Genomic DNA, 26,359 nt, shown 5'->3' with positions numbered 1-26,359 from the left:
GACTTGAAATTGCCGGATAAAACTATCAAATAATTTTAACATGAACGATTTTCCCGGTTAAGTCGGATGAAATGGTCGCTCCGGCCACATTCCGGTGTATGTTTATACAAATTCCACCCTGACTTGTTTGAAAAAACGTTCTTCCAATAGTTTGACAATGCGTTTTACAACAAACTTCCTGATTTCAAGTTCAACCGGTTGGTCAGGATCCTGGTGAGCCCAGTTGATCCGGGTTCCTACAATAATGTGAATGGTGTCGTGGTCCATGAGCAGTTTGACTACCTCTTCAGGCGGCGAATTTCCTAACCGCGTGTCGCTGGTATAAGTTTCCAGGATTTCTTCCACTTTTCCCATGGTCAGAATGCCCTCGGTGACCATTTCAAAGCCTTCCATCCGGGCGGTTGGCGGAATCGCGATGTCGGCATAGCGGTGCTGAATATTGACTTCGAGGTTAAGTTCGCGAGCGATGATCTCTGCAGTTGTTCCGCCGCAGATGATTTTCTTCCCGGGAAAATCCTGCACCCGCTTTACAAAGTCGTAGTCTTTGATTTTGTAAAACGGGGGTCCGGTAATCAGCATAAATTCACGCGGCTGTCTGAAATAGACCACTCCGCAGCTGGTGTCGTCTTTTAACTCAAAGTCATCGTTCATGGCGGCCTGGTTCAGTATTTTTCGGGCTAAACGGGTTGCCGATATTTCGGATTCGCGGGCGATCTGTTTTTGGGCAAACAGCGATACCTCCGGTTGTCCCCAGCCCTCGGGATGCTTTTTGCTGCCCAGCCCGCTCTGCGCTACGCCGTCGGTGATAAAAATCACGCGGTCGCCTTTTTGCGGTTTAAACTCGCGGATACGTAAGATTTTGCCCACGTTTTCTTCGCCACGGATGTTCATTTCAATTTCGCGCGGAGCAAAAGGATGTCCGTTGCGCAGAATGATGGTGGGTGGGTTATCGTAATTAATGATACGCACCAACTCATTATTGTCTATTTCAATAATGGTGAAGGTGGCATAACTTTCCTTGCCGTCACTGCTTCGGGGCAACACCCGCATGAAAATATTCGCGGCAATTTCGGGTTTAGTATGAAAAGAGGTATAGTTTAAGGCCATAGATGCCGTTAGCGTGGCCAGTACGTTTGCCCTTACACCATGGCCGATGCCATCGGACAAAACCAGGATGGTGCGTCCTTCCTCGCTGATCCGCCGGGTGTGGAACACATCGCCGCAAACCACTTCGCCTTTGGCTTGTTTTTGCTGAACGTCAACTTCGACATGAAAATCAGGCATTACTTTTCGTCCTCCCCGTATTTGTATGATTCGATAATCGAGTTCAGTAATTCTTCAGTCAGCGAGGCATTTTCGCCAAGCAGGAAGGCGATTTTCTGCACCGTTTCGAGGTTTTGCTTATTTACCCGCTGCGCCCGGCTGATGATTTCTTCGCGAACAAGCGAGGGGGCCGACATATCGCGGATGAGCGCCCCGACTACCCTGTTTTTGTAAATGGTAACCACCGACACGTGCAGCAGTTTGTTTTGAATTTTGAGGTCGCGTTCGAGCATGTTTTCGCCTGAAGCCATGATGGAGGCAAACATTTTATACACTACCTCGGGAACCAGTTCTTTCAGGTCGGCGCCGGTCAGACCGGGAATGGTTTCGTAAAGTTCTTCGGTTTCTTCGCCAAACAACCGGGCAAATCCCTGGTTCGAATCGAGTACCTTAAGTTCATTGTCCACGATAATGATCCCGGCTTTGATTTTATGGAGCATGGCCGACGCGATGACAGTGCCCTCCTTGGCTTTTTCCAGTTTCCGTTCTGCTTTTTTCCGGTCGGTAATGTCAAAAATCGAACCGACAATCCCCATGACATTTCCGGCATCATCGCGGATGACCGCTTTATTGAACACCACGTCGTGTAACGATCCGTCGGGCTGGCGAAACTTAGTTTCATAAACCTGGTTGCCCGGGCTGTCGAACAATTCCTGATCGCGCAAGGCGTAGATCTCGGCAATTTCGGGCGGCTGCACGTCAAACACCGTCTTCCCGGTGATCTGTTCCCGGTTTCGGCCGCTGAAAATTTCGTGAGCCTTGTTGGTCGACCGGTAGATGCCGTTGATATCGCGGAAAAAGATCGGGATGGGCAGAGCGTCGATAATTTTCTGATACAGTTCCGGACTATCCGGCATATCGGGGCGGAAAGATTTTTCGTCGTAGATCATGGGTCGGTTTATTTTGGTGTACCTGATTATTTGATGACAAAAATTACGAAAAAAACTTCAATATCATCAATCCAAAACGAAAACTATTCCTCCTGTTTTCAAATTGTCATTCAGGATGATCTTTTTGTTTTAATTTATAAAAGACTCAATTAATCAGTGTTTTATAGCATTTGATATCGGCGAAAAATCAAGCAAAATTCAGATTTAGAATCGCGTTGATTTTTTATGTTTGTGTCTGATGTAATTCATCTTTCAATGAAAAAATTAGCCGTAATTGCTTTAGGAGGCAATGCTTTATTGCGTGGCGACGAAGCCGGATCGATCGAACAGCAGGAAGCCAACACCACGGAAACCCTTGAAAACCTGGTACACCTGATCAAATCAGGTTATCAGCTCGTGATCACGCATGGCAACGGACCCCAGGTAGGTAATATCCTGATGCGGAACGATGCAGGCGAACAGTTGTACGGCATCGTTCCCATGCCTCTCGACATTTGTGTGGCCGATTCGCAGGGCGGTATTGGTTATATGATTGAGCGGATGCTCCGGAATGTGCTCAACAAACACGGTATAAAAAAACACATCATCTCCGTGATCAGTATGGTTACCGTCGATCCGGTTGATCCTGCCTTTGAAAACCCCTCCAAACGGATTGGAAAAATTTATACTGAAGCCGAAGCCGAAGAACTGAAACAAGCGAAAGGCTGGTTGTTTAAACCATCGGTTAAAAACCGCGATGGCTGGCGAAGGGTCGTATCATCGCCCGACCCCATCGATATACTCAATAAAGATGTGATTGAAGACATGGCGCGGGCCGGCAATATCGTTATTACAGCCGGTGGAGGCGGCATTCCGGTTTACTACGACGCCAACAACGAGTTGCGCACGCTGGATGCCGTTGTCGACAAAGATATGACCTCGTCGCTGCTGGCGTCGGAAATCGGGGCTAATGAATTTTATATTTTAACCGATGTATCTTTTATTTACAAAGATTATGGTCTCCCGAGCCAGGAGAAGCTCGAATTTTTAGATTATGCCGATACGAAAATGTATCTTGAAAACGGTACTTTTGGAGAAGGAACGATGGCCCCGAAGATAAAAGCTTGCCTGCGTTTCATTGAAAAAGGAGGTGAGAAAAGCGTCATTACCGAGGCCAAAAAGCTGGAAGACAAATCGTACGGTTCAAAAATTACGTTGCATTATGAGTGAGTTTCAAGTTTCAAGTTTCAAGTTCCAACTCCATGCTCCATGCTCCATGCTCCATGCTCCATGCAAGTAACCAATCTATAAAATCAATACCATGCAAATCAATTTGAAAGGAAGACATTTTTTGAAACTGCTGGATTTTAACGCGGAAGAAATCACTTACCTGCTGAAACTATCGGCAGAACTGAAAGAAGCAAAATATAACGGCACAGAAAAACAGCTTTTGAAAGGAAAGAATATTGCCCTGATTTTCGAGAAAACTTCGACCCGCACCCGTTGTGCGTTTGAGGTGGCGGCATTCGATCAGGGAGCGCATATCACTTATCTTGGCCCCTCGGGCTCTCAAATTGGTCATAAAGAATCGATGAAAGACACTGCCCGCGTCCTTGGGCGCATGTACGACGGGATTGAATACCGCGGCTACGGGCAAGCTATTGTGGAAGAATTGGCCCGTTTTGCCGGCGTCCCGGTATGGAACGGGCTGACCAACGAGTTTCACCCGACCCAAATCCTGGCTGACTTCCTGACGATGCAGGAACATGCGAATACGGATTTGTCGCAGGTGAAATTTTGTTACCTCGGCGACGCCCGCTTTAATATGGGAAATTCGCTGATGGTGGGAGCGGCCCAAATGGGTATGGATTTTCGGATTGCAGCTCCTGCCGTATGCCAACCGGCGGCAGAGCTGGTTGAGACCTGCAAGGAGATTGCAAAACAAACCGGCGCAAAAATTACCATCACCGATCAGGTGAACGATGCTGTAACCGGCTGCGATTTTTTGTATACCGACGTTTGGGTATCGATGGGTGAACCGGAGTCGGTGTGGGCCGAACGTATCGAACTGCTGAAACCATACCGGGTAAACAGCCGGGTGATGAAGCTAACCGGAAACCCCGGTGTAAAGTTTATGCACTGCTTACCGGCATTTCACAACCGGGAAACAAAAGTTGGCGAAGAGATTTTTCAGAAATTCGGGATGGACGCGCTGGAAGTTACCGAAGAGGTTTTTGAAAGCCCGGCTTCCATCGTATTCGATGAAGCAGAGAACCGGATGCACACCATTAAAGCCGTGATGGTCGCAACCCTGGCTTCGTAAACGGCGATTTAAATACGATACGCCCGAATTTTAACGAAATGCAGACTGAGCAGCGCCTGAAACCCGTTCACGGGAGGATGGCGTTTGGTCATTTTTCCATTTGCGTGTAAACTGTTCATTTTCATTCGCAACGAATAACAAATGCCCCTCTTCTCATAAAACCGTTGATAAAAACATTCAAAAAGATTACTTTCGTCCATTGATCCGACTTGGTAACTTGAAGCATTGTTCTGGTTTTCATTTTAAATAGGGGCATGTATAAACGATTGATTATTGCTGTAGATTTTGACGGAACCATTGTTGAACACAAATATCCGCAGATTGGAAAAGAATTGCCTTTTGCTATTCAAACGCTGAAGATGTTGCAACAGAATGGGCACCGGCTCATTCTCTGGACCTGCCGGGCAGGTCGGGAACTCGAAGAGGCCGTGTTGTTTTGCCGGGAACGGGGGCTGGAATTTTATGCAATCAATAAAAATTATCCGGAAGAAAGCTGGAAGCCTGAATCCAGCCGAAAAATTGTAGCAGACCTATACCTGGACGACCGGATTCCGGGAGGATTACCTTCATGGACTGAGTTATACCGGACTCTTCATCCGGAAACAGACTATACCGGCGGGATGAAAGAGTCGGGCCGCAAGTGGTGGATTTTTAAAAAATCTGCTGCTTTGTAGATAGTTTTTAATCAATATAGAATCAGACTTTATGCAAAAATATTTACTTCTTCAATTTTTCCATTCTCATCTATTCCATTTTTTCTGTTAACATGAAAACTACTAATACGGTAACATCAGCCGGCTTTATGAGCCTGATACTGCTGGTTTTAACCATTTCCCTGGTTTCGTGCCGAAACAGCGAGGAGTTGATGTATTTGAAAAATGCGTCCAATCGGGAACTGGTCAAAGCGCTGAATGATAGTGCAATTGAATATATCGTCAAGCCGGGAGATATCCTCTATGTCAGTATCAAGTCGATGAATGCAGAGGTAAATGCCCTGTTTAACCCGGAATCGAATATGGAACAGCAGAGTTATAACTCGTATCAAAAGTATACCAGTCCGCAGGGTGCATATCTATACGGTTTTGAGGTAAATGAAAAAGGCATGCTTACGCTTCCGGTACTGGGCGACATTCCCGTGACCGGACGTCCTCAGTCGCAGGTTGAGCTGGTTGTGCAGGAACGGGCGAATCAGTACCTGAAAGAAGCCATCGTTCGGGTTAAATTGCTGAATTATAAAGTTACTGTGCTGGGAGAGGTGAAAAGTCCCGGGGTTTACTACAATTACAACAATAATTTTACTTTGTTTGAGGCATTGGCGATGGCTAACGGGAGTACCGATTATGCCAATATTAAACGGGTAATGGTGGTTCGTCCGCAGGCAGAAGGTAATCAGACCACTATTCTCGACTTATCGGACAAAGATGTTTGGATGTCCAAAGCATTTTACCTGCATCCGAACGATTACATTTTTGTGGAACCCGACAAAAACAAAAATTTTCAGCTAAACAGCCAGGCATATTCACTTTTCTTCTCATCGTTGAGTGTATTGCTGGCCGTTTTAGGCTTTGTTTTGAAATAGTTAATTGTCCAAATTCATCGAGATGATGCAATCAAACCATATTCCTCAACCGGCTTTAAATCAACCGGATGATGAAATCGATCTGAAACGTTTATTTTTCATACTCTTACGCAAATGGTACTGGTTTCTGGCTTGTCTGTTTCTGTCTGTTTCCCTGGCTTTTCTTTTCGGGAAATACCGCAGCCAGGCATATCTGGTGGATACCAGCATCATCATTCCGCAAAAGAATAAGGCGTTTAATCTTGAAACCATGTTTGGAAACCAGTTTCCCGGGATGGCCGACATGTCGATCTCAACTGAGGTGGAACTGCTTCGTTCTTACACACTTAATTACAGGGTAGTAGAAAATCTGAACTGGCGTACCATTTGGTTTCAACGGGAAGTATTTGGCTGGAAAGGTTTGTACACTAACGAACCTTTTAGGATACGTGAACATGAGAATGAAATAAACATCGAAGATATCTGGATTGAAATCAGGCCTGAAGCCGACAGCACGTATTTGGTTTCTGCTTCCGGGACAGGTATGCTGAACAATGCTCCGGTTGATATCAATTGCAGTTCTGCCGGGAAGTTCGGAGAAGATTTTCAGAATGAATTTTTCAACTTCACCTTATATTTGAAAGACGACATCAGCCGTGTTGCCGGCGAACGGTTCCGGTTTCGTTTTACCAACAGGAGCCGGCTTACGCTTGAATACCTGGAGCGATTAAACATCGCTTCAGCCGATAAGCTCAGCGATGTCATCCGTTTGTCGGTACAGGGAACTGAAGCGCTGCGTGAGATTCGTTACCTGAATGAGCTGGTCCGGGTTTATCTCGACCTCAAGCTGGAACAGCAGACCACCACCCAAAAACGATCGTTGCAGTTTATCGATAACCAGTTGAGCGGCATTTCCGATTCGCTTATTGTTGCCGGCACTACCTTCACCGAGTTTCGTTCACGGAATCAGATCATCGATCTTAGCGCCCAGGGAGAACTGGTTATGACACAGTTGGGCGATATCGAAAAAAATAAGTCGCAGCAGCAGATGCAGTTGGAATATTTTGTCAATCTGCTGGCTTATTTGGGTAAGTCGGACGGGATTAAACAAGTTGTTACCCCATCGGTTGTTGGCATCCAGGATCCGTCGCTGAATGCCTTGGTGCTGAAATTAAGCGAACTGTACAGCCGACGCGAAGTGCTTTCATTCAGCGCATATGAAAATAATCCTACTCTGGTGCTGTTAAATAAGGAAATCAGCCAGGTAAACGAACAGCTTCGCGAAAATCTGGTTAATTTGATCGATAACGCCCGTTTGACGATTCAGAATCTGGATGCCCGCTACCATACCATGAATGCCCAGTTAAATAATCTTCCCGGGCAGGAACAGGAGTTGATCAATATCCGGCGGCAATACGATCTGACCAGTGAGATTTATACTTACCTGTTACAGAAACGTGCCGAAATAGAGATAAGCCTTGCTTCTACCGTGGTCGATATTCAAATTATCGACCCGGCGCGGGTGGAACGGATTCGGCAAACAGGAATTTCATCTAAAATGCTGATCTTGCTGGGCGCCCTGATTGGTTTGATTATTCCTGCCTTTTTTATTTTACTGGTTGAAATGGCCGACAATAAAATACATCAGCAGGAAGATGTGGAAAGATCCAGTCCTCTCACGATCATTGGTAATGTTTTCCATAGCAAGTCGAAATCGGACCTGGTTGTTTTTGAAAATCCGACCGCACCAATTACCGAATCGTTCCGCGCGATCAGAACAAACCTGCAGTATAAATTCACGCAGGCCGGCCAAAAAGTGATCGGAATTCACTCGATGATTCCCGGTGAAGGAAAAACCTTCTGCGCGACAAACCTGGCCTGTATCCTGGCCATGAACGACAAGAAGACCCTCCTGATCGGGGCCGACCTGCGAAAACCCCGACTGGATCAGATTTTCGGGTTTGACAACCTGAAAGGACTGAGTACATACCTGATCGGACATCATCGCGCACAGGATGTTGTCCGGGAAACGTACGCTGATAACCTGTGGCTGATTCCTTCCGGCCCAATTCCGCCTAACCCGGCCGAACTGCTCGAACGTGTGCAGTTTGCTGAACTCCTTGAATGGGCAAAGAACGAATTTGACTACGTTGTTATTGACAACGCTCCGGTCTCGATGGTAACCGACGGGATAATCACCGGCCGTCTGGTCGATCTGAATATTTTTGTACTCCGCTACGGGCTAAGCCGGAAAGATCAGTTAAAACAGATCAATGATATTGCCTTTCAGTCGGTGATGAACAAACCTTCCCTGGTGATCAACGACATCAAATTCGACCAGGTTGGGTACAGGCATGTTTACGCCTACTATGGACAGAACGGCAAAGCCTGATCCCCGGCCGCTTCCCCATTGCTTGAAGACTGAAGGGTCTTGCGGTTTATAGTCAACCGGGCAAAGTTCCGTGGCAGCGTAGACAAGGTTCCGTGGTAAAGGCTGCCATACACCTTTGTCAAGCTCACAACGCAACCTGGTCAGGCTTACCACGTTTTGGTTGGTCTCCGGTCTCCGGTCTCCCATCTCCCTTCTTCGCTAATCGTCTTTGCTCTCAGCCCCAAGCTCCCTGCCCCCTGCCCCCTGCAAAATCCCCTCCTTCGTGTCGAAATACGCGATATTCCTTAGTTGAATAAGCTAAATTAACTAAATTTGAAGCGCAATCACGATCATGCTGCCCGATGAGCATGAAACAGTTCTGAAAACGACAAATAGAAAAACATGATCCCATCAAAAATCACAAATATTGCCTGTATTGGTGCAGGCTATGTAGGCGGACCAACTATGGCCGTTATTGCCAGGCAGTGTCCGCACATCCGGGTAACCGTAGTAGATATTAATGCGCAGCGTATTGCCGACTGGAACGAAGCCGATCTTTCCCGTTTGCCCGTGTATGAACCCGGACTGCCGGAAGTGGTTGCTGAAGCCCGAGGGCGGAACCTGTTCTTTTCGACCGATGTGGAAGGCGCTATTCGCGAGGCCCAAATGATTTTTATCTCGGTGAATACACCGACCAAAACCTATGGCGTGGGCAAAGGGATGGCTGCCGATTTGAAGTATGTGGAACTTTGCGCCCGCCAGATTGCCGAAATTTCGACCGATGATAAAATCATCGTTGAAAAATCAACGCTGCCGGTCCGCACGGCGCAGGCGATCCGCACGATACTCGACGCATCGTCAGCCAACGGCGCCGCTGTTACCGTTGCTCCGGCTCCAAAATTTGCCGTGCTTTCCAATCCGGAGTTTCTGGCCGAAGGTACAGCCATAACCGACCTGATCCATGCTGACCGGGTGCTGATCGGGAGCGAAGACAACGAAACAGGCAAAATTGCCGAACAGGCGCTTGCCGACATTTATGCCAACTGGCTACCACGCGAACGGATTATTACCACACGTATCTGGTCGTCTGAATTGTCGAAATTAACGGCCAACGCTTTTCTGGCACAACGTATTTCATCGATCAATGCCATTTCGGCCCTGTGCGAACGGACAGGCGCCGATGTGGATGAGGTGGCCCGCGCTATCGGGATGGATTCACGCATTGGATCCAAATTCCTGAAAGCATCGGTGGGTTTTGGAGGAAGTTGCTTTCAAAAAGATATTTTAAACCTGGTGTACCTTTGTCATCATTTTAACCTGCCCGAGGTGGCCGGGTACTGGGAACAGGTAGTTTTGCTGAACGATTATCAGAAACATCGCTTTGCCAAGCAAATTATTGATACCTTGTTTAATACGGTGTCGGGTAAAAAAATTGCTTTCCTGGGATGGGCTTTTAAAAAGGACACGAACGACACCCGCGAATCAGCCGCCATTTACGTGGCCGATGAATTGTTGCAGGACCGGGCTGAAATTCATGTATATGATCCCAAAGTTTCGGCCAGGCAAATTTACGCCGACCTGGAATATCTGCAGAAACACCGGCGCGACGAAAACCTCTGCCATTCGCCAAAATTTGCAGAATTGACGCCCGAAGAGATTAAACAATTGGTAACCGTACACGATTCGCCCTTTGCCGCCTGCGAAAAGGCTCACGCGGTAGCCATCCTGACCGAATGGGATGAGTTTAAAACCTACGACTGGCAAAAGCTTTACGATCGGATGTTTAAGCCGGCTTTTATTTTCGACGGCAGAAACATACTCAATAGGCCGGCATTGACAGAAATCGGTTTTGAAGTAAAATCGATCGGGAAAGGCTGATACCCCAAAACTCGTTAAAAACCGATGAAACCCGGCATTGTGGTTTTATTCACCATTTATAAAGGCAGCAAATTGTCTGAATACCAGTTTGAATTTTTCGTCAATCACTTCCTTGTTTTTATCGGTTGCAGGGAAGGGACTGACATGGTTGTAACGAAACGGGAAATCGTAAATTGTTACCGGTATCGGAATATCCCGGGCAGCTCCCTGCAGGGTGTTGATAATTTCGTAGGGAGGAATGATGGTGTCCTGTTTTAGGGTAATGGCCATGATCTGACTGCTAACCTGACTGAACAAACTTTCGCGGTACCCGAGCTTTTCCTTGTAATCGAGCATCGAATAAAACACCAGTCCTTCCGGATGGGGGCCATTGATATAATGTTTCAGCTGTTTGTCATGGTCAAGGTGTTTCTTCATGTGTTCAATCATGTAGGCGTAGAGGGCAATATTCGCTTCACTGTCTAAAATATATTTCGATACGGGAGACAAACGGTTAAAAACAGACCCGCCACAGAATAAACACAGCCGGGAGTCGCTAAAATAATTGTTGTGGTTTGTCAGTTTCAGAATTTCGGCCAGTAAGCAACCAATGGAGTACGACATAAAGTGAAAACGGGCAGTCGGGGAGATCAGGCTGTTTAGCCCGCTTTTGCATTCTTCCACAAACCGGATGATGTCGTAATAGGTTTGCAGTCCCGACCAGATAAATCGTTGCGGGCGGCTGTGCAAACGCATACTGATGGCCACGTTGGTGAGCGATGAATCGACCACATCGGGGAACATCTTTTTTCGTTCTTCGCTTAACCGGAACATGTTTCGTTTATCGCTCCAGACCGAGAGTGTCCGGTTCATGTGAAAGGCAATCGGGAATAGAATAACAGCGCTGCCGGTGTGCCGGGCCAGGTATTGGGCCCAAGGGAGGTATTTGTCCCAGTTTTTCTCGTTAAATCCGTGAAGAAGAAAAATGGCGCTTTCGGCCTTTTCGACCGAAGAAGGCATAAAAATGTGATAGGAAAATACCTGGTTTTCCAGGATGTCGTTGTCGCGGATTTGAATCTGGTTGCTGATGTGCCCGATGTTGGTGTAAAAACTGTGTTGCAGGTTGAAGTGCTCCTGGTGTTCTTCACAGCAATAATCTTCTTCTCCTGGCAACAACTTATTGGATTTCGACCGGAATTCCTGGCGGTGGATGCGCAAATCTTCCAATGGAATGACGGCATCGTCAGCCAGCAATACCTCTCTCAGTTGCTGATAGGAATCTAAATATAGCATCGTTTGTTCCTCCTTTATTGATCAGGGAAGTTGCTGATTTTTGAGATCTGAGGCTGCAACAAAAGCTGCAAAAACGAGAGAAATGCCGGATTCAGTCAGTTAATGCGAAATCCGACCGCTTGCTGCTGAACGCTGACAATCAATCTTCGGGTCCAAGTTCCGATGCCGCATCGTAGTCCAGGAAAAAGACCGGGTTCGCGGTTTTCGGCGAAATGTAATACGCGGGAAGCTGTTTTGCTTCATCTGTTTGATTGACCAACTCGGCCATACGCCCGGCTTTTGATTTTCCGGTGACCAGGAAAAAGACACGTTCGGCATTGTTGATGACTTTGCCGGTCAAGGTTACGCGTTTTTGTCCCGATTCGGGGTGGGTAGCCAGGGCACAGGTCCGGTCCGATTCCAGCAGCTCCATCTGATGTGGAAAAACGGACGCCGTGTGCCCGTCGTTGCCCAGACCCAGGATGATCAGTCCGAAAGCCGGCCAGTCATTCTTTTTTTGCACAAACTGTTCAATTTCATCGCGGTAGGCATTGTTGGACTCTTCGGGTGGCAGTTCTCCCTTTACCCGGTGAATCAGTTCCGGGTTGACCTGAATCTTGCTGAATAAATGATCATTGGCCATCTTGTAGTTGCTTTCGGCATCGGTTGGGGCAACGCAGCGTTCATCCCCCCACCAGAAATGAATGGTTTTCCAGGGCATTTTTGTGGCATAGTCCCGGGCCAATACATCAAACAAAAGGGCAGGGGTTGTGCCGCCTGACAAGGCAATATGGACCGGCTTCTTGGCTTGTTTTACCCATTGGTACAGTTCGGCGGCGAATGCTTCAGCTACTGCATCCGGATTCGCGTATCGTTTAATCTCCCGTATCGTGGTCATTTCAATTTGGGTATTAAGGATTTGATTTTGCCCGAAAGGCGTTACAACTCACAATAAGTGCCGTCGTCCGATAAATTTTTGCACGGATAACGCCAGGTGCCGTCTTCAACGAGCTGATCGGCTACGTCGGGCCCCCAGGTGCCGGCGGGATAGCCGTACACCGGAATGTCGGGGTTGTTTTTCCAGGCATCCAGGATTGGCTGTACATATTCCCATGCTTTTATCACCGAATCTCCGCGCGAGTACAACGTGGCATCGCCTTGCATGCAATCAAGCAGAAGACGCTCATAGGCCGAAGGCAGATGAACATTGGCCAGATCGTCGTAATGAAAATCCATATTCACGGTTTGTACATTAAAGCCTGCTCCCGGCACTTTCATACCGAATTTCAACAGGATACCTTCATCGGGCTGAATCCGGATGACCAACTGGTTATTTTGCTGATAATCGGTGTAGGCTCCAAACAGGTGATGTGGCGTTTTTTTAAAGTGAATAACCACTTCGGTGACCCGCGTAGGTAGTTTCTTCCCGGTGCGGATGTAAAACGGGACCCCGCTCCAGCGCCAGTTATCGATGAAAAACTTCATCGCGAAGAAGGTTTCTGTCCGGCTGTTTGGGTCAACTCCCTTTTCCTGCCGGTAGCCTTTCACCAGTTCTTTTTTGATGTGCGACTCGATGTATTGGCCGCGAATGACGTGCTTCACCACTTCTTCTTCCCGGATGGGGCGAAGGGACTGAAAGACCTTCAATATTTCGTTCCGAATGGCATCGGCTTCTATCACGACCGGGGGTTCCATGGCCACCAGCCCGACCAGTTGCATCAGATGGTTTTGCACCATATCGCGCATGGCGCCCGAATGGTCGTAGTAGCCTCCGCGATCTTCCACTCCCAGACTTTCGGCCGAGGTAATTTCTATATGATGAATGAAATTGTGGTTCCAGATCGGCTCGAAGATCCCGTTGGCAAAGCGGGTTACCAGCATGTTTTGCACCGATTCTTTCCCGAGGTAATGGTCTATCCGGTATATCTGGTCTTCATCAAAGTGTTCTAGCAATTTGCGGTTTAGCGCTTTGGCCAATTCCAGGTTGGCGCCGAAGGGTTTCTCCACGATCAGGCGGCGGAACCCGTCGGCCGGTTTGTTCAGCCCTACGCTCGCCAGATTGGCCGGAATGATATCGTACAAACGCGGAGGCGTTGACAGGTAGAAAATATAATTTTCGGGAATGTCATTCTGTTTGGATATGGTGGTGAGCCGGTCTCTCAGAATCGGGTATTCGTAGTTATCTTCCGTGGCCAGCGACTGGTAATAGAGGGTCGACAGGAATTTACCGATGATTGGCTGCTGTTTTTCGTCTTTGGGTAAAAATTCAGTCATTTTGTCCCGGAATTCTTCATCTGAATATTCCGTGCGGCTGACACCCAAAACGGCAAACTGCACGGGAAGTAATTTTTGCCGGAATAGTTCAAACAAGGCAGGAACCAGTTTTCGTTTGGTCAGGTCGCCGGATGCGCCAAAAATAACCAGTATTTGTGGTTTTGTGCTATTCATCGTCTTCAGTTTTCAGAAATAAACAAGTCATCCGCCCTTATGTTTGGGATTCTTGTTTGTTAAACTTCGTTCTTTTTTTCATCAACCAGACAAACAATCAGTTGCCCCTCAATTTCAAAATGATTAACCTGAAAAGTTTTTGTGGTCCCGGTGATCAGCGTGACCGCAAGTTTTGAATCTTCCTGAAGAAAGATCCTGATCTGTCGGGCAAAATGTAGTCCCGGCGTGTCGGCCAGTTTGTAAACGGCTTCTTTGATACACCAAAATAACCCGTGTCCGCCCGAAATGGTACGTGCCAGTTCCTGCTCTTCAGGGCTCAGGTATTTTTGTTCGATTCGTATAAAATCACGATCTGCCTGTTCAATATCCAGACCTACGGCTTGTGAGGGATGAAGAAAAATACCAGCCAGGCTGTCGGAATGACTGATGCTGATGTGTTTGTAGGTTGGATTGTTTAGTCGCGGCTGTCCGTTTTCGGCATAAAAGAGCTGTCCGGCCGGGCAGTTTACTTCGCGCATCAACAGCCTGACGGCCAGCCATTCCCGTTTACGTCTGATATGGCTGATTGCCCGGTATCGCGGATCTTCCAAAGCCTCGGGAATCATTTGTTCAAGAACTTCCAGGGATTCGCGGATGCTCCAAAGGATCAGCAGACCGTTGTTAACCGGTATTTTTTTCAGTAAAGGCATGGGCTTTTTTCAAATTCACCGGCGTTGCGCCTGATTCCCGCTTCCGGGTTGGGTCCAGCGGGTGGTTTCAATCAGATGAATGACATCCGGTTTCAGGAATTCAATCACCGGGCTGATGGAGTCGATGTTTGGAATTTCGCGGATGTAAAGAGCTCCGCGCATAAAATGGGTGCAACTGTCAGTCAGGTAAAACTGAAGCGGAGAGGCAGCATTTCCTTCAATGAAGTAAATGCTGCCGTACACCTGTTCTCTCGGGTTGATAAAAAGCTGTTCTTCAATGGCATCGGCTTTTATGGAATGATCGTAAGCCAATTTCCGTGATTCTTCGATGTGCTTATACAAATCGTCGCGGAGTTTTACATAGGTGACGTGAATGTCGGCTTTGTTTTTTTTGGTGACCACATTGATCCAGCCGGATTGAGGGGAGGATCCATCGTCGGGCACAGCCTGGGAATAATCGGCGATCTCGAAGGTATACGGAAGCTGCATATCCAGTTGTCCGTACGATTTTTCCGGGAAGGCAATCCTGAAATATCCCCTTGGTTTTGGCGTATATTGCTTTTGACACGATCCAACAATCAGCAGGGCAATTATCACAAACAAAGCTATCTTCATCACGTTCCTTTCCTGTGAATTAATTTATTTCGACTTTAATTTTTTTAATCCGGCGATTGTCAACCGCTTCGATTGAAAAAACGAAATTCTTACAAATAATCTTTTCATGCAATGCCGGAATCTCACCTTTTAACTCCAGGATTAATCCGGCAAGCGTATCGGCGTCGCCTTTGTGTTCATCAAAAGTATGTTCGTTAGCGCCGGTGATTTTGTAAAAATCATTCAACAGAATTTTTCCGTCGAAAAGATACTTATTCTCGGCAATTTTTGTGTGGTAAATTTCATCATCGTCAAATTCATCCGAGATATCACCGACGATTTCTTCAAGGATGTCTTCCAGGGTGACAATCCCGGAACTTCCTCCGTATTCGTCGACCACAACGGCCATATGTACTTTGTTTTTCTGAAATTCTTCGAGTAAGTCGTCAATCTTTTTTGTTTCGGGCACATAAAAGGGTGGCCTGATAATCGATTGCCAGCGGAAATTTTCCTGTTTATGGAGATGGGGAAGCAGGTCTTTGATATAAAGAATTCCCCGGATGTTGTCAAATGAGCCTGAGTAAACAGGAATCCGGGAATAACCCGACTCATTAATCAGGTTAATGACTTTGTTGTACGAATCTTTGATGTCAACGGCAACCACATCTACCCGGGAACGCATAATTTCAACGGCGCTTTTATTGCCGAATTTGACAATTCCTTCCAGGATGTCCTTGTCTTCCGATATTTCATTGTCGGCTGTTAACTCCAGGGCCTTCGATAATTCATCAACCGAGATATTCTGGGAATGTTTTTGCATCCGCCGGTTCACAAAAGAGGTTGAATAAATAAGCACGGCATTTATCGGACTGAAGATCTGTTCGAGCAAATTCAAGGGCAAGGCCATCATCCGGGCTACCCGCAGCGAGTGCCGCGAAGCGTATACTTTGGGGATAATTTCGCCAAATAGCAGCAGGAAGAAGGTGATGGCGACCACCTTAAAAATATATCCGGCTGTTTCTGCTTGCGAGAAGTCGATTAACATGTTGGTGGTATACGACGAAAGAATAACAATACCAACATTGACAAAGTTGTTGGCGACCAGGATGGTAGCCAACAACTTTTCCGGGTTTTCCAGGTTGTGTAAAATAAAATAAGCGTATTTTTCTTTTTTGCTGTTCAGCTTTTGCCGGTCTTTCGGGCTTAATGAAAAATAGGCCACTTCGGAGCCGGATATAAGCGCAGAGGTGATGAGTAAAATCACGATAAAAATTAAGCTGATAACAGCAGTTGTTGTAACAGGATGAAAATAAACATCCCAACTCAGAGTGATAAAATCAGGTAAAGGGTCCGTTTCCAATGAAATGTTGTTTTAGTTACTAAAATGGCAGATCGTCTTCTTCCGATGTTTCAAAATCAGGCTCGTTGACGTTGTTTGCCGGTTGACTGGCCGGGGCCGCATGGTTGTTACCTGCAGCATCTCCTCCCCGCGGACCTCCAAGCATTTCCATGTTGTCCGCGTATATTTCGGTCGTATATCGTTTGTTCCCTTCCTTATCGTCCCACGAACGGGTCCTGATTCGGCCTTCAATATACAATTTATCTCCTTTTTTTACGTATTGTTCAACTACCTTGGCCAAACCCCGCCATACAACGATGTTGTGCCATTCGGTTGTGGTCACTTTTTCCCCGGTCTTGGAGGTATAACTTTCGGAAGTTGCCAATGAAAAGTTGGCTACGGTTACGTCTTTGTCAAGATGTCTGACTTCAGGCTCCTGGCCTACATTGCCAATTAGAATTACTTTGTTTACTGACATAGTTTGATAAATTTAAAATTAACAATAATAAATTTACGACATTCTTCATTCTTGCAGCTTATTCATAATCAGTTATTTTATGAATACCTCTGTTTTTTTGACGAACCGTATCATTTATGCCTATGAACGAAACTGTTTTATAAATTCAGATTTTCAATTTCTTTTTCCACAGGTTTTGGAACAGCAAAGTTAAAAATATCTTTTTTATTCACTTTTACGAAAGCTGAAAGCTCGATTTTTTTATCTCCGTCAGAAATATACAGAAAACGGTAATAGATATGCTGGTGGCTTAGCACCTGCTTTTTCCAGGCGGTGATTTTTGTAACAACGATCTGTTGCAAACCGAATAAACTGTTTAGTTGGGGCCCGAGTTCGGCGGGTTCGGTTTTCCGGTCGTGTTCAATCAGCGGAAACTCGTACAGGTTTTTCCAGATATCATTCCCGGTTCGCTTATTCAGGTAGATATCATCGCCCGAGCAAATAAGCAGGTAATTAAAGTAGCGCAGCCTGATTTTTTGTTTCCCGGCTTTTGCCGGAAGTTTATCGGTTAGCCCCGACTGGTGGGCTACGCAACGGTTTTTAAACGGGCAATCCGGGCAGTCCGGGTTTCGGGGAGTGCAAAGCAGGGCGCCGAATTCCATGAGCGCCTGGTTATGGTCGCCGGGGTTTTTCCGGTCAAGCAGGCGGTTTGCCAGTTCCCGGAATTCTTTTTTCCCCTGCGACGAATCAACCGGAGTATCGATTCCATAAAGGCGCGACAACACCCGGTATACGTTTCCGTCGACTGCGGCATGCGGCTGCTTGAACGCGATGGAGGCAATAGCCGCAGCGGTGTATTCACCAATGCCTTTTAGTTTCAGCAGGGCCGTGTAATTGTCAGGGAATATTCCTTCGTGGTTTGCGGCGATTGTTTTTGCCGTGTGGTGCATATTTCTGGCCCGGGAGTAATAGCCCAAGCCCTGCCACAATTTCAGGATTGTGTCTTCATCGGCCATTGCAAAATCTGTTAAGGCAGGAAAATTTTCTACAAACTTCCGGTAATAAGCCAACCCCTGGTCAATCCGGGTTTGCTGCATGATAATCTCAGACAGCCAAACCCGATATGGATCACGGGTTTCCCTCCAGGGGAGAGGCCTTTTGTTCTGCTTGTACCAACGCAATAAATCAGGTCCAAAATCAAGCGGATTTTTCATAACTGCTTTAGAATCTACAAGAATTGCAAAAATAATTCAACACATGTGTTTTTAGTTCTTAAATAATTTTTATTTTTGCACACCGATAAAGTTGTATTTATAATTTATTGAAAACTAAATATTTTAAGAGATGACTAAAGCAGATATTGTTAACGAAATCAGCAAGAACACCGGAATCGAGAAAGTAACCGTACAAAAAGCAGTTGAAGCTTTCATGGAAACTGTAAAAGATTCATTAACTGAAGGCAGAAATGTTTACTTGCGTGGGTTTGGAAGTTTTATTGTGAAGAAAAGAGCAGAGAAAACAGCACGTAATATCTCAAAAAATACAACGATCATTATTCCGGAACATTTTATTCCGTCGTTTAAACCGGCGAAAACATTTGTTTCACAAGTTAAAGACCAAATTAAAAAGTAAATTATGCCAAGCGGAAAGAAAAGAAAACGACACAAGATGTCGACGCACAAGCGTAAAAAGAGGCTTCGTAAAAACAGACATAAGAAGAAGAAATAGTTTTACGATTAAGGTAGAGCTATAGCGTTATGTTGGTTAAACCTAAAGCACACCGGTGTTTTAGGTTTAATCTGTTTTATAAGTCGACAAATACGCGAAACTTAATTCTAATTAAATAACGTTGTGAGTAGCGATCTGATTATTGATGTCACTCCCTCGGAAGTCGTTATTGCCTTATTGGAAAACAAACGCTTAGTTGAGCTAACAAGGGAAAAAAGCGGAGCAAAATTTGCTGTTGGCGATATTTATTTAGCCAGGGTGAAAAAAATAATGCCGAGCTTGAACGCTGCATTCATCGACGTTGGGTATGAAAAAGATGCATTTTTGCATTATCTCGACATGGGTCCGCAATTTTCAACTTTGAACAAGTTCATGAAAATTGCCAGTTCTAAAAAAAACCGTATTTCTTCGCTGTCTAAAATCCACTCCGAGCCCGACATTAACAAAGAGGGCAAAATTACGGAGGTTTTAAAAGCGGGCCAGAATATTTTGGTTCAAATTGCAAAAGAACCAATTTCGACGAAAGGGCCTCGGCTGACCTCCGAACTGTCAATTGCGGGAAGAAATTTAGTGTTGATGCCATTTAGTGAGAAAGTAAGCGTTTCTCAGAAAATAAGCTCAACCGAAGAAAAAAACCGGCTGAAGAAATTGATTCAAAGTATCAGGCCGAAGAAATATGGTGTTATTGTCCGAACCGTTGCCGAAGGCAAACGGGTTGCAGAACTGGATCAGGAATTGAAGAAACTGGTTGCCAAGTTCGAAACGATCTTTCAGAAGCTTAAAAAAGCGACTGCTCCAACCTTGGTGGTTGGAGAAATTGACCGGACAACCGCCTTGTTGAGAGATATTTACAGCCCAACCTTTAACAGCGTCATCGTCAATGACGCTGAAATTGCAGATGATGTAGCCGAATACCTTGGAACCATCGACCCGGAAAAGAAAAAAATGGTCAAATGTTATAAAGGCGGCCAGCCCATATTTGAACATTACGGAGTCGATAAGCAAATTAAGTCGTCATTTGGGAAAACCGTTTCGTTTAAAAACGGGGCTTACCTGATTATCGAACACACCGAAGCGTTTCACGTCATTGATGTGAACAGCGGTAACCGCTCAAAAGCAGGTATCGATCAGGAAACCAACGCGCTGGAAGTAAATCTGGCGGCTGCTGAGGAAATTGCACGACAGCTGAGGCTGAGAGACATGGGAGGCATCATCGTAATCGATTTTATCGATATGCATGTTGCCGAAAACCGACAGAAGGTTTATGATTGTATGAGAGAGGCCATGTCCGTTGATCGCACCAAACACAATATCTTACCTTTGAGTAAGTTTTGTTTGATGCAGATTACACGTCAACGGGTACGTCCGGAGGAACACGTGGAGACAGCTGAAGTCTGTCCTTCATGCAAAGGAACCGGAAAAGTGACGCCTACAATTCTCTTTACGGATGAACTGGACAATAAGGTCAATTACATTTTTAAAGATTTGAATAAAAAGAACCTGACCTTAAAAGTTCATCCTTACGTTGCTGCATTTTTAACAAAAGGGTTTATGTCCCGAAGGAGAAAATGGGCTTTAAAATACATGAGGCATATCAGCGTCGAAGAAGTGAATTCCATGAGTTTTCTCGAGTATCACTTTTTTGATGAGAATATGGAAGAAATTATTCTTTAATCATACAAATCCCGGAGTTTACCCGGGATTTGTTATTTTAGGGTGTTTTTAAATTTGAAATATGATCAAATCGGTCCTGCTTATATGTTGCAGCCTGATTGCCGGAAATGTGAATGCCTACGAGATCACAGGCAGGCTGAAGATTTCGGGAGACTGGCAGAGCCGGATTTTCCTGGCTTCGGTAAACTCTCCGGATAAGCTGTTTGTTGCCTCCCCTGAATTTGTAATTGATGAGGCTTTAATCGACGGGGAGGGACGTTTTATACTTAGAGGACTTGATTTGCCGGAAGATTCCCGGTTTTACCGCCTTTACCTGGTTCGGAATAATGTGTTCGGTGTTGAATTTATGACGGATTCGGTTCGGAACTTTATGCACCTGATCCTGGATAACCAAACGACTGTTTTTATTGAAAATGCCGACGAAAGACGTGTATTTGAGTCGGTGCAGATGAACGGTTCGGAGAAAAACAGCCTGCTGGCAGATTTTGAGAAAACCTACTTTCAAAAGCGCAACCAGTTGAGTGGCGTGAATACTTCAGCCAAACGGAATTTCCAAAGTCAGAGCCTGAATAAATACATCCGCGAATTCACGGAGAATTGCCCCGACCCGCTGGTCGCCTTGTTTGCACTGTATCACCTGGACGACCGGGAGACAGACTTCCTGCAGAACAGCGATTTCTATTTTCGTTTGCAGGATCGTTTGCAGGCCGATCGCAGCTACCGGTACTATGCCCATATATACGACGATCTGTTAAATAGTTTGGTGGGCTACCGCGACCTGGTTTGCGCCATTCCTTCCATCACAAAACCCTGGCGCGATTGGGTTATTTGGGGCGAAACGGTCCTGATCTTTTTATTGGTTTTCCTCCTATTCAAAAAAAAGCGAAATATCCGGAAAAGGAAGGGAGAACCCGATTTTGTGAGTTTACTGACCGAAAAAGAACGAACGATCTGGCAAAGCCTGGCCGCCGGAAAAACAAATAAAGAAATTGCAACCGATCTGTATATCGAGATCAGCACGGTAAAAACACACATCAATAATCTGTATAAGCGGCTGGGTGTTACCAACAGGAAGGAGGCGATCAGCCTATATAACCATTTGAACCCGGTGAATATAAAGGGGGACTAGACCCTTTTTCAACCCTTTTTTACCTTGAATCCACCATCCGGTCATAAAATAATATGATTTGTCTGATTAATTTTGTTTCATTGTAAAAACAAATCAGCATATGATGAAGCAAATTAATTTACTGATCGGACTCTTACTTTTTTCTACGCAGTTATTTTCACAGATTCTGGAACCGGTTAAATGGTCATTCGACTCCCGGCAAAACGGGCGCGAAGTTGAGTTGGTTTTCAAAGCGACCATTGAGGAAACCTGGCATTTGTACGATACCAGCCTTCCGGACGGAGGTCCGGTCCCGACATCGGTTAATTTTAACGACAGCAGCTTGTTTGAATTTGCAGGCGAGCTAAAAAAAATACCGCAGCCAACTGAAAAGTACGACGAAACGTTCATGATGGATCTACGCTACTTCAGTACGAAGGCGGAACTGGTTCAAACCATCCGCCTGAAGTCGGACGATCCGGTAGTCATCAGCGGTTTCGTTGAGTTTATGTGTTGCGACGACGAAACCTGTTTGCCGCCAACTGAAGTCGATTTTGAATTTGAATTTAATGCTGGTGAAAAAACAGGCGATATTCAATCGGGTGTGCAACAGGAGTCGGTAAAAGTACTCACCGACAGGGGAAAGGAGGGCTCGACCGAAACGCTCTGGTTGTTTTTCTTTTTCTCCTTTCTGGCAGGCTTAGCTGCAATTCTGACACCCTGCGTGTTTCCCATGATCCCGATGACTGTGTCCTTTTTTATGAAGAGCGGCGAATCGAAAGCCAAATCCATATTTCATGCCGTGGTATATGGTCTTTCAATTATCGCCATTTATACCATTGTTGGCACCCTGGTGGCGGTGCTGTTCGGGCCCGATGCTGCAAACTTCATCAGTACGCATTGGTTGCCCAATGTGCTTTTCTTTATCATTTTCGTGTTATTTGCCTTTTCGTTTTTCGGCATGTTCGAAATTGTGTTGCCGGGCTGGTTGGTTAATAAATCAGATCAGCAGGTAGACAAAGGCGGGCTGGTTGGCTCTTTTTTTATGGCGTTAACCTTGGTTTTGGTTTCGTTTTCGTGTACCGGACCCATTGTCGGCGCTATTCTGGTTGAATCGGCCGGAGGGGCTGTGCTAAAACCAATTATCGGCATGTTTGGCTTCGCCCTGGCTTTTGCGCTCCCGTTTACTTTGTTTGCTCTGTTCCCGGGCTGGTTGAGCAACTTGCCTAAATCGGGGGGATGGTTAAATTCGGTGAAAGTGGTATTGGGTTTCCTCGAATTGGCTTTGGGCTTGAAGTTTCTGAGTGTAGCGGATCAAACCTATCACTGGGGGATTCTCGACCGTGAAGTTTACCTGGCTTTGTGGATTGTTATTTTCAGTTTGCTCGGATTTTACCTGTTGGGTAAGCTGAAGTTTGCCCACGACAGCGAACTGAAGTTTATCTCGGTACCCCGGTTAATGCTGGCGATGGCATCCTTTGCATTTGTGGTTTACCTGACGCCGGGGATGTTTGGGGCGCCGTTGAAAGCTATTTCCGGTTATTTGCCGCCGCAAACCACCCACGATTTTGACCTGCATAAAATAATCCGCGACGAGATGAAACTGGTAAACGCCACCGCCGGAGCAGGCACATTCAACGGAGCGTCTGAATTGTGTGAGACTCCTAAATACAGCGAATTTTTGCATTTGCCGCATGGGCTGGAAGGCTATTTTGATTATGAACAAGGCATGGCTTGCGCCAAAGCTTCAAACAAACCGGTGTTTATTGATTTTACCGGACACGGTTGTGTCAATTGCCGCGAAATGGAGGCCAATGTCTGGTCGGATCCGAGGGTGTTGGAACGGCTGAAAAACGAATTCATCATCATTGCCCTGTATGTGGATGATAAAACAAAACTGTCCGAAGATGAATGGGTGACATCAACATACGACGGCAAGGTAAAAAAGACGCTGGGTAAAAAATATGCCGATTTCCAGATCAGCCGGTTTGGTGTAAATGCCCAGCCTTATTACGTATTGTTGGACACCAATGAAGCGTTGCTGGCCGCTCCGAAAGCTTATGACCTAAACCCCGATAATTTTGTGCGGTTTCTGGATGAAGCCATCAAAAAATTCCACGATAAATGATCGTGATCTTTAAGCATTAAATGGAACTGAGGCATTACCGTCCCATTAAAAACTAAAAAAGTTCTTTGATGTATTTGAAATTTAGTTAGTTGTATCCATTTTTCGAGCGAACGGACTTGAATTTTTAGTTTTGCATCAGATTATTCTGATTGCATATGTATCAAGACAAATACGTTTTCGCTCAACTAGTCTCGTTTCTGAATCGAAGCAAATTCAATCGTATTGTTGCCAAATACAATGGCGACAAATACGTGAAGCATTTCACTTGTTGGAATCAATTGCTATCTCTGATGTTCGGGCAATTGTCAAATCGTGAAAGTCTTAGAGATTTGATCGTCGCACTTGATGCTCATCACTCCAAATCTTATCATTTGGGATTGGGCAAGAACATTTCAAAATCATCACTGGCCAGAGCCAATCAAGACAGGGACTATCACATCTTTGAAGAGTATGCTTACTATCTGGTAAACGAAGCCAGGCAGAAACGCGTTGCTGACATCTTCAAGCTTGAAGGCAATGTCTATGCTTTTGATTCAACGACAATTGACTTATGCCTTTCGGTATTCTGGTGGGCGAAGTTCCGTAAGAAAAAAGGTGGAATCAAAGTACATGCATTATACGATGTGGAGACACAGATACCTGCATTTTTCCATATCACTGAAGCATCTGTTCACGACTCTACTGCCATGAAAGAGATCCCTTATGAATCAGGCTCATATTACATATTTGACCGTGCATATAATCACTTCAAGATGTTGTATAAGATTCATCAAATAGGAGCTTTCTATGTTTTAAGAGCCAAAAAGAATCTACAATGCAAGATGATCAAATGGAAACGAAGATTGCCCAAGAACGTGCTTTCAGATGTAACAATTGAATTGACTGGGTTTTATCCTAAGCAATACTATCCAGAGCATCTTAGATTGGTCAGATATTGGGATGAAGAACAAAAGCGTGAGCTTGTATTCTTGACCAATGCAATGCACATTTCTGCATTGCAGGTTGCTGAACTTTACAAGAACCGCTGGCAAGTCGAGCTGTTCTTCAAATGGTTAAAGCAACATCTGAAAATCAAAAAGTTTTGGGGTACTACTGAAAATGCTGTTCGGATTCAAATCTACGCTGCCATGTGCACTTACTGCTTGGTGGCAATCGTCCAAAAGGACATGCAACTTGATAGAAGCACATATGAGGTCTTGCAGATACTGAGCATATCTTTAACAGATAAAACTAATCTTCGAGACCTATTTGATAGAACTAAATTTCAAAATGACAAAGAACGTTTTAGCCTTAATGAGCCAAATTTGTTTAATTATTAATACGTCCCGATTTTAATGGGACACTAGTGGAACTGAGGATGAAACGAAATATTGTAGTGACCGGTGGCGCCCAAGGTATTGGTCAGATTATCGTCCGCGAATTGCTGGCAAACGATTACCGGCTTACTGTCCTGGATGTGGACGCCGAGGCGCTTCATGAACTTAAAACGGCATGTAACACGCCGGATTTAATCGCGTGCTTAGCTGATGTTTCGGACGAAAAGCAGGTTGAGTCGGTCATGAAACAGGCGGTTCATGAATTTGGACGGATCGACGGTTTGATCAACAATGCGGCGGTACAGGCCGGGAAACCTCTGGGCGACCTGTCGCTGGACGAATGGAACCGGGTGCTCGCGGTTAACCTGAGCGGGCCGTTTTTATGCGCCAAATATGCCTGCCCCGAATTGCGCAAAAACAGAGGCGCCGTCATTAATATTTGTTCTACAAGGGCGCTGCAGTCGGAGCCGGATACCGAGGCTTACTCGGCATCGAAAGGGGGATTGCTGGCTTTGACTCATGCCCTGGCAATGAGCCTGGCGCCCGATGTCAGGGTGAATGCCATCAGCCCGGGATGGATTGATGTTTCGGCGGTTAAAAAGCGATCGGCAGCACAACCGGCTTCACTTTCGGAACAGGATCACATGCAGCATCCGGCGGGTCGGGTAGGGATCCCACGGGATATTGCCAATATGGTCTTGTTTTTACTTCGTCCTGAAAATGATTTTATTACGGCCCAGAATTTTGTTATCGACGGGGGAATGACAAAAAAGATGATCTACATCTAAACTAAAGTAGATTTGTTGCTTCCTTTTTTTCCAGGGGAAAATTCAGTGGGGTATGCCGTGCAATCGTATTGATCAACTCCGCTTTTCGGATGGGTTTGGGCAAATAGTCGTCACAACCGGCATCGTGGGCTTTTTTGCGGTCAGTTTCCATGGCGTATGCTGTTTGTGCAATGACGGGAAGCTCCGGTCTTATTTTTTTGATTAGCCCGGTGGCCTCGTAACCATCCATGACGGGCATGCGGATATCCATGAGAACGAGGTGTATCGAACCGTCGGCCTGGCACTGTTCAACAGCCATCTTCCCGTTGTATGCCCGGGTTATTCTTACCTGGTAATCTCTTAATACAGAGGCCAGGAACAGGTAATTGTACTCTTCGTCTTCAACAATCAGAATATGTAAACAGCTTTCCTGGTTTTTTGTCGTGTCTGTTTCTTGTAGCATGCCGGCGTGTTAGTTAGTTGGATATGAACTCCGGGTTAATTTTCGTCTGCAAGATAAGCATCAATTTGAAATAAG

Annotated in this window: 23 protein-coding genes; 12 read left to right on the top strand and 11 right to left on the bottom strand. The window is 45.8% G+C overall.

Annotation, left to right across the window (positions count from 1 at the left end; all coding sequences use genetic code 11):
- Nucleotides 1-102: 102 nt before the first annotated feature.
- Both ACOIT5_RS22125 and ACOIT5_RS22120 read right to left on the bottom strand, forming a co-directional pair.
- A complete protein-coding gene (locus ACOIT5_RS22125) occupies nt 103-1,284 on the bottom strand; it encodes a SpoIIE family protein phosphatase (RefSeq protein WP_423128335.1) in 1,182 nt (393 codons plus the stop codon).
- Nucleotides 1,284-2,213, bottom strand: a complete 930-nt coding sequence (locus ACOIT5_RS22120; protein WP_423128334.1) for a PAS domain-containing protein — start codon at nt 2,211-2,213, stop codon at nt 1,284-1,286. The genes ACOIT5_RS22125 and ACOIT5_RS22120 overlap by 1 nt, the downstream gene beginning before the upstream one ends.
- 255 nt (nt 2,214-2,468) lie before the next feature.
- Between ACOIT5_RS22120 and ACOIT5_RS22115 the strand changes: the two genes are divergently transcribed.
- From ACOIT5_RS22115 to ACOIT5_RS22090, 6 genes are all read left to right on the top strand, one after another.
- The gene (locus ACOIT5_RS22115; protein WP_423128333.1) at nt 2,469-3,422 is read left to right on the top strand and encodes a carbamate kinase; all 954 of its coding nucleotides are present in this window, start codon (nt 2,469-2,471) and stop codon (nt 3,420-3,422) included.
- 91 nt (nt 3,423-3,513) lie between these two features.
- The gene (argF, locus tag ACOIT5_RS22110; RefSeq protein ID WP_423128332.1) at nt 3,514-4,515 is read left to right on the top strand and encodes an ornithine carbamoyltransferase; all 1,002 of its coding nucleotides are present in this window, start codon (nt 3,514-3,516) and stop codon (nt 4,513-4,515) included.
- Between the two features lie 254 nt (nt 4,516-4,769).
- Entirely contained in the window at nt 4,770-5,189 is a 420-nt protein-coding gene (locus ACOIT5_RS22105) for a BT0820 family HAD-type phosphatase (RefSeq protein WP_423128331.1), read from the top strand.
- Nucleotides 5,190-5,317: 128 nt separating this feature from the next.
- Nucleotides 5,318-6,094: a polysaccharide biosynthesis/export family protein gene (locus ACOIT5_RS22100; protein WP_423128330.1), complete on the top strand. Its 777-nt coding sequence runs from the start codon at nt 5,318-5,320 to the stop codon at nt 6,092-6,094.
- Nucleotides 6,095-6,116: 22 nt separating this feature from the next.
- Entirely contained in the window at nt 6,117-8,465 is a 2,349-nt protein-coding gene (locus tag ACOIT5_RS22095; protein WP_423128329.1) for a GumC family protein, read from the top strand.
- A gap of 381 nt (nt 8,466-8,846) precedes the next feature.
- Nucleotides 8,847-10,322 (top strand): nucleotide sugar dehydrogenase, encoded by a 1,476-nt coding sequence (locus ACOIT5_RS22090; RefSeq protein ID WP_423128328.1) that lies wholly within the window; start codon nt 8,847-8,849, stop codon nt 10,320-10,322.
- A gap of 45 nt (nt 10,323-10,367) precedes the next feature.
- Here the strand turns inward: ACOIT5_RS22090 and ACOIT5_RS22085 are convergent, their stop codons facing one another.
- The 8 genes from ACOIT5_RS22085 to mutY all read right to left on the bottom strand — a co-directional run bounded on the left by ACOIT5_RS22085 (nt 10,368) and on the right by mutY (nt 18,314).
- Complete coding sequence (locus ACOIT5_RS22085) at nt 10,368-11,594, bottom strand: DUF6051 family protein (RefSeq protein ID WP_423128327.1); 1,227 nt, start codon at nt 11,592-11,594, stop codon at nt 10,368-10,370.
- A 139-nt stretch (nt 11,595-11,733) separates the two neighbouring features.
- Nucleotides 11,734-12,471 carry a 6-phosphogluconolactonase gene (gene pgl, locus ACOIT5_RS22080; RefSeq protein WP_423128326.1) on the bottom strand — a complete coding sequence of 246 codons (738 nt, stop codon included), beginning with the start codon at nt 12,469-12,471 and terminating at the stop codon, nt 11,734-11,736.
- 41 nt (nt 12,472-12,512) lie between these two features.
- Nucleotides 12,513-14,021 (bottom strand): glucose-6-phosphate dehydrogenase, encoded by a 1,509-nt coding sequence (gene zwf / locus ACOIT5_RS22075; RefSeq protein ID WP_423128325.1) that lies wholly within the window; start codon nt 14,019-14,021, stop codon nt 12,513-12,515.
- A 59-nt stretch (nt 14,022-14,080) separates the two neighbouring features.
- Nucleotides 14,081-14,710: a 4'-phosphopantetheinyl transferase superfamily protein gene (locus ACOIT5_RS22070; RefSeq protein ID WP_423128324.1), complete on the bottom strand. Its 630-nt coding sequence runs from the start codon at nt 14,708-14,710 to the stop codon at nt 14,081-14,083.
- A gap of 15 nt (nt 14,711-14,725) precedes the next feature.
- A complete protein-coding gene (gldD, locus tag ACOIT5_RS22065; protein WP_423128323.1) occupies nt 14,726-15,325 on the bottom strand; it encodes a gliding motility lipoprotein GldD in 600 nt (199 codons plus the stop codon).
- Nucleotides 15,326-15,344: 19 nt separating this feature from the next.
- Nucleotides 15,345-16,664 (bottom strand): gliding motility-associated protein GldE, encoded by a 1,320-nt coding sequence (gene gldE / locus ACOIT5_RS22060; RefSeq protein ID WP_423128322.1) that lies wholly within the window; start codon nt 16,662-16,664, stop codon nt 15,345-15,347.
- Between the two features lie 19 nt (nt 16,665-16,683).
- Nucleotides 16,684-17,121, bottom strand: coding sequence for a single-stranded DNA-binding protein (locus ACOIT5_RS22055; RefSeq protein ID WP_423128321.1), 438 nt, complete (start codon nt 17,119-17,121; stop codon nt 16,684-16,686).
- A gap of 137 nt (nt 17,122-17,258) precedes the next feature.
- Complete coding sequence (gene mutY, locus ACOIT5_RS22050; protein WP_423128320.1) at nt 17,259-18,314, bottom strand: A/G-specific adenine glycosylase; 1,056 nt, start codon at nt 18,312-18,314, stop codon at nt 17,259-17,261.
- Nucleotides 18,315-18,444: 130 nt separating this feature from the next.
- Between mutY and ACOIT5_RS22045 the strand changes: the two genes are divergently transcribed.
- From ACOIT5_RS22045 to ACOIT5_RS22020, 6 genes are all read left to right on the top strand, one after another.
- Nucleotides 18,445-18,732 (top strand): HU family DNA-binding protein, encoded by a 288-nt coding sequence (locus ACOIT5_RS22045; RefSeq protein WP_423128319.1) that lies wholly within the window; start codon nt 18,445-18,447, stop codon nt 18,730-18,732.
- Between the two features lie 219 nt (nt 18,733-18,951).
- Nucleotides 18,952-20,502 (top strand): Rne/Rng family ribonuclease, encoded by a 1,551-nt coding sequence (locus ACOIT5_RS22040; protein ID WP_423128318.1) that lies wholly within the window; start codon nt 18,952-18,954, stop codon nt 20,500-20,502.
- A 61-nt stretch (nt 20,503-20,563) separates the two neighbouring features.
- Nucleotides 20,564-21,631: a helix-turn-helix transcriptional regulator gene (locus tag ACOIT5_RS22035; protein ID WP_423128317.1), complete on the top strand. Its 1,068-nt coding sequence runs from the start codon at nt 20,564-20,566 to the stop codon at nt 21,629-21,631.
- A 100-nt stretch (nt 21,632-21,731) separates the two neighbouring features.
- Complete coding sequence (locus ACOIT5_RS22030) at nt 21,732-23,738, top strand: protein-disulfide reductase DsbD family protein (RefSeq protein ID WP_423128316.1); 2,007 nt, start codon at nt 21,732-21,734, stop codon at nt 23,736-23,738.
- A gap of 155 nt (nt 23,739-23,893) precedes the next feature.
- Nucleotides 23,894-25,057 carry an IS4 family transposase gene (locus tag ACOIT5_RS22025; protein ID WP_423126395.1) on the top strand — a complete coding sequence of 388 codons (1,164 nt, stop codon included), beginning with the start codon at nt 23,894-23,896 and terminating at the stop codon, nt 25,055-25,057.
- A 38-nt stretch (nt 25,058-25,095) separates the two neighbouring features.
- A complete protein-coding gene (locus ACOIT5_RS22020; protein WP_423128315.1) occupies nt 25,096-25,842 on the top strand; it encodes an SDR family oxidoreductase in 747 nt (248 codons plus the stop codon).
- Nucleotide 25,843: 1 nt separating this feature from the next.
- On the opposite strand, the gene ACOIT5_RS22015 is transcribed toward ACOIT5_RS22020, so the two are convergent.
- Nucleotides 25,844-26,284 (bottom strand): response regulator, encoded by a 441-nt coding sequence (locus ACOIT5_RS22015; protein ID WP_423128314.1) that lies wholly within the window; start codon nt 26,282-26,284, stop codon nt 25,844-25,846.
- Nucleotides 26,285-26,359 lie beyond the last annotated feature (75 nt).

Origin of the sequence: Gaoshiqia hydrogeniformans, from assembly GCF_049347105.1 — a bacterium.
Taxonomy (GTDB): domain Bacteria; phylum Bacteroidota; class Bacteroidia; order Bacteroidales; family Prolixibacteraceae; genus Gaoshiqia; species Gaoshiqia hydrogeniformans.
Note: the sequence above shows the minus strand (reverse complement) of the source record. Positions and strands in the feature narration are given on the sequence as shown.

Coding starts and splice junctions, on each gene's coding strand:
- ACOIT5_RS22125 (WP_423128335.1), bottom strand. CDS start 1,284: ATGCCTGATTTTCATGTCGAAGTTGACGTTCAGCAAAAACAAGCCAAA.
- ACOIT5_RS22120 (WP_423128334.1), bottom strand. CDS start 2,213: ATGATCTACGACGAAAAATCTTTCCGCCCCGATATGCCGGATAGTCCG.
- ACOIT5_RS22115 (WP_423128333.1), top strand. CDS start 2,469: ATGAAAAAATTAGCCGTAATTGCTTTAGGAGGCAATGCTTTATTGCGT.
- argF (WP_423128332.1), top strand. CDS start 3,514: ATGCAAATCAATTTGAAAGGAAGACATTTTTTGAAACTGCTGGATTTT.
- ACOIT5_RS22105 (WP_423128331.1), top strand. CDS start 4,770: ATGTATAAACGATTGATTATTGCTGTAGATTTTGACGGAACCATTGTT.
- ACOIT5_RS22100 (WP_423128330.1), top strand. CDS start 5,318: ATGAGCCTGATACTGCTGGTTTTAACCATTTCCCTGGTTTCGTGCCGA.
- ACOIT5_RS22095 (WP_423128329.1), top strand. CDS start 6,117: ATGATGCAATCAAACCATATTCCTCAACCGGCTTTAAATCAACCGGAT.
- ACOIT5_RS22090 (WP_423128328.1), top strand. CDS start 8,847: ATGATCCCATCAAAAATCACAAATATTGCCTGTATTGGTGCAGGCTAT.
- ACOIT5_RS22085 (WP_423128327.1), bottom strand. CDS start 11,594: ATGCTATATTTAGATTCCTATCAGCAACTGAGAGAGGTATTGCTGGCT.
- pgl (WP_423128326.1), bottom strand. CDS start 12,471: ATGACCACGATACGGGAGATTAAACGATACGCGAATCCGGATGCAGTA.
- zwf (WP_423128325.1), bottom strand. CDS start 14,021: ATGAATAGCACAAAACCACAAATACTGGTTATTTTTGGCGCATCCGGC.
- ACOIT5_RS22070 (WP_423128324.1), bottom strand. CDS start 14,710: ATGCCTTTACTGAAAAAAATACCGGTTAACAACGGTCTGCTGATCCTT.
- gldD (WP_423128323.1), bottom strand. CDS start 15,325: ATGAAGATAGCTTTGTTTGTGATAATTGCCCTGCTGATTGTTGGATCG.
- ACOIT5_RS22055 (WP_423128321.1), bottom strand. CDS start 17,121: ATGTCAGTAAACAAAGTAATTCTAATTGGCAATGTAGGCCAGGAGCCT.
- mutY (WP_423128320.1), bottom strand. CDS start 18,314: ATGAAAAATCCGCTTGATTTTGGACCTGATTTATTGCGTTGGTACAAG.
- ACOIT5_RS22045 (WP_423128319.1), top strand. CDS start 18,445: ATGACTAAAGCAGATATTGTTAACGAAATCAGCAAGAACACCGGAATC.
- ACOIT5_RS22035 (WP_423128317.1), top strand. CDS start 20,564: ATGATCAAATCGGTCCTGCTTATATGTTGCAGCCTGATTGCCGGAAAT.
- ACOIT5_RS22030 (WP_423128316.1), top strand. CDS start 21,732: ATGATGAAGCAAATTAATTTACTGATCGGACTCTTACTTTTTTCTACG.
- ACOIT5_RS22025 (WP_423126395.1), top strand. CDS start 23,894: ATGTATCAAGACAAATACGTTTTCGCTCAACTAGTCTCGTTTCTGAAT.
- ACOIT5_RS22020 (WP_423128315.1), top strand. CDS start 25,096: ATGAAACGAAATATTGTAGTGACCGGTGGCGCCCAAGGTATTGGTCAG.
- ACOIT5_RS22015 (WP_423128314.1), bottom strand. CDS start 26,284: ATGCTACAAGAAACAGACACGACAAAAAACCAGGAAAGCTGTTTACAT.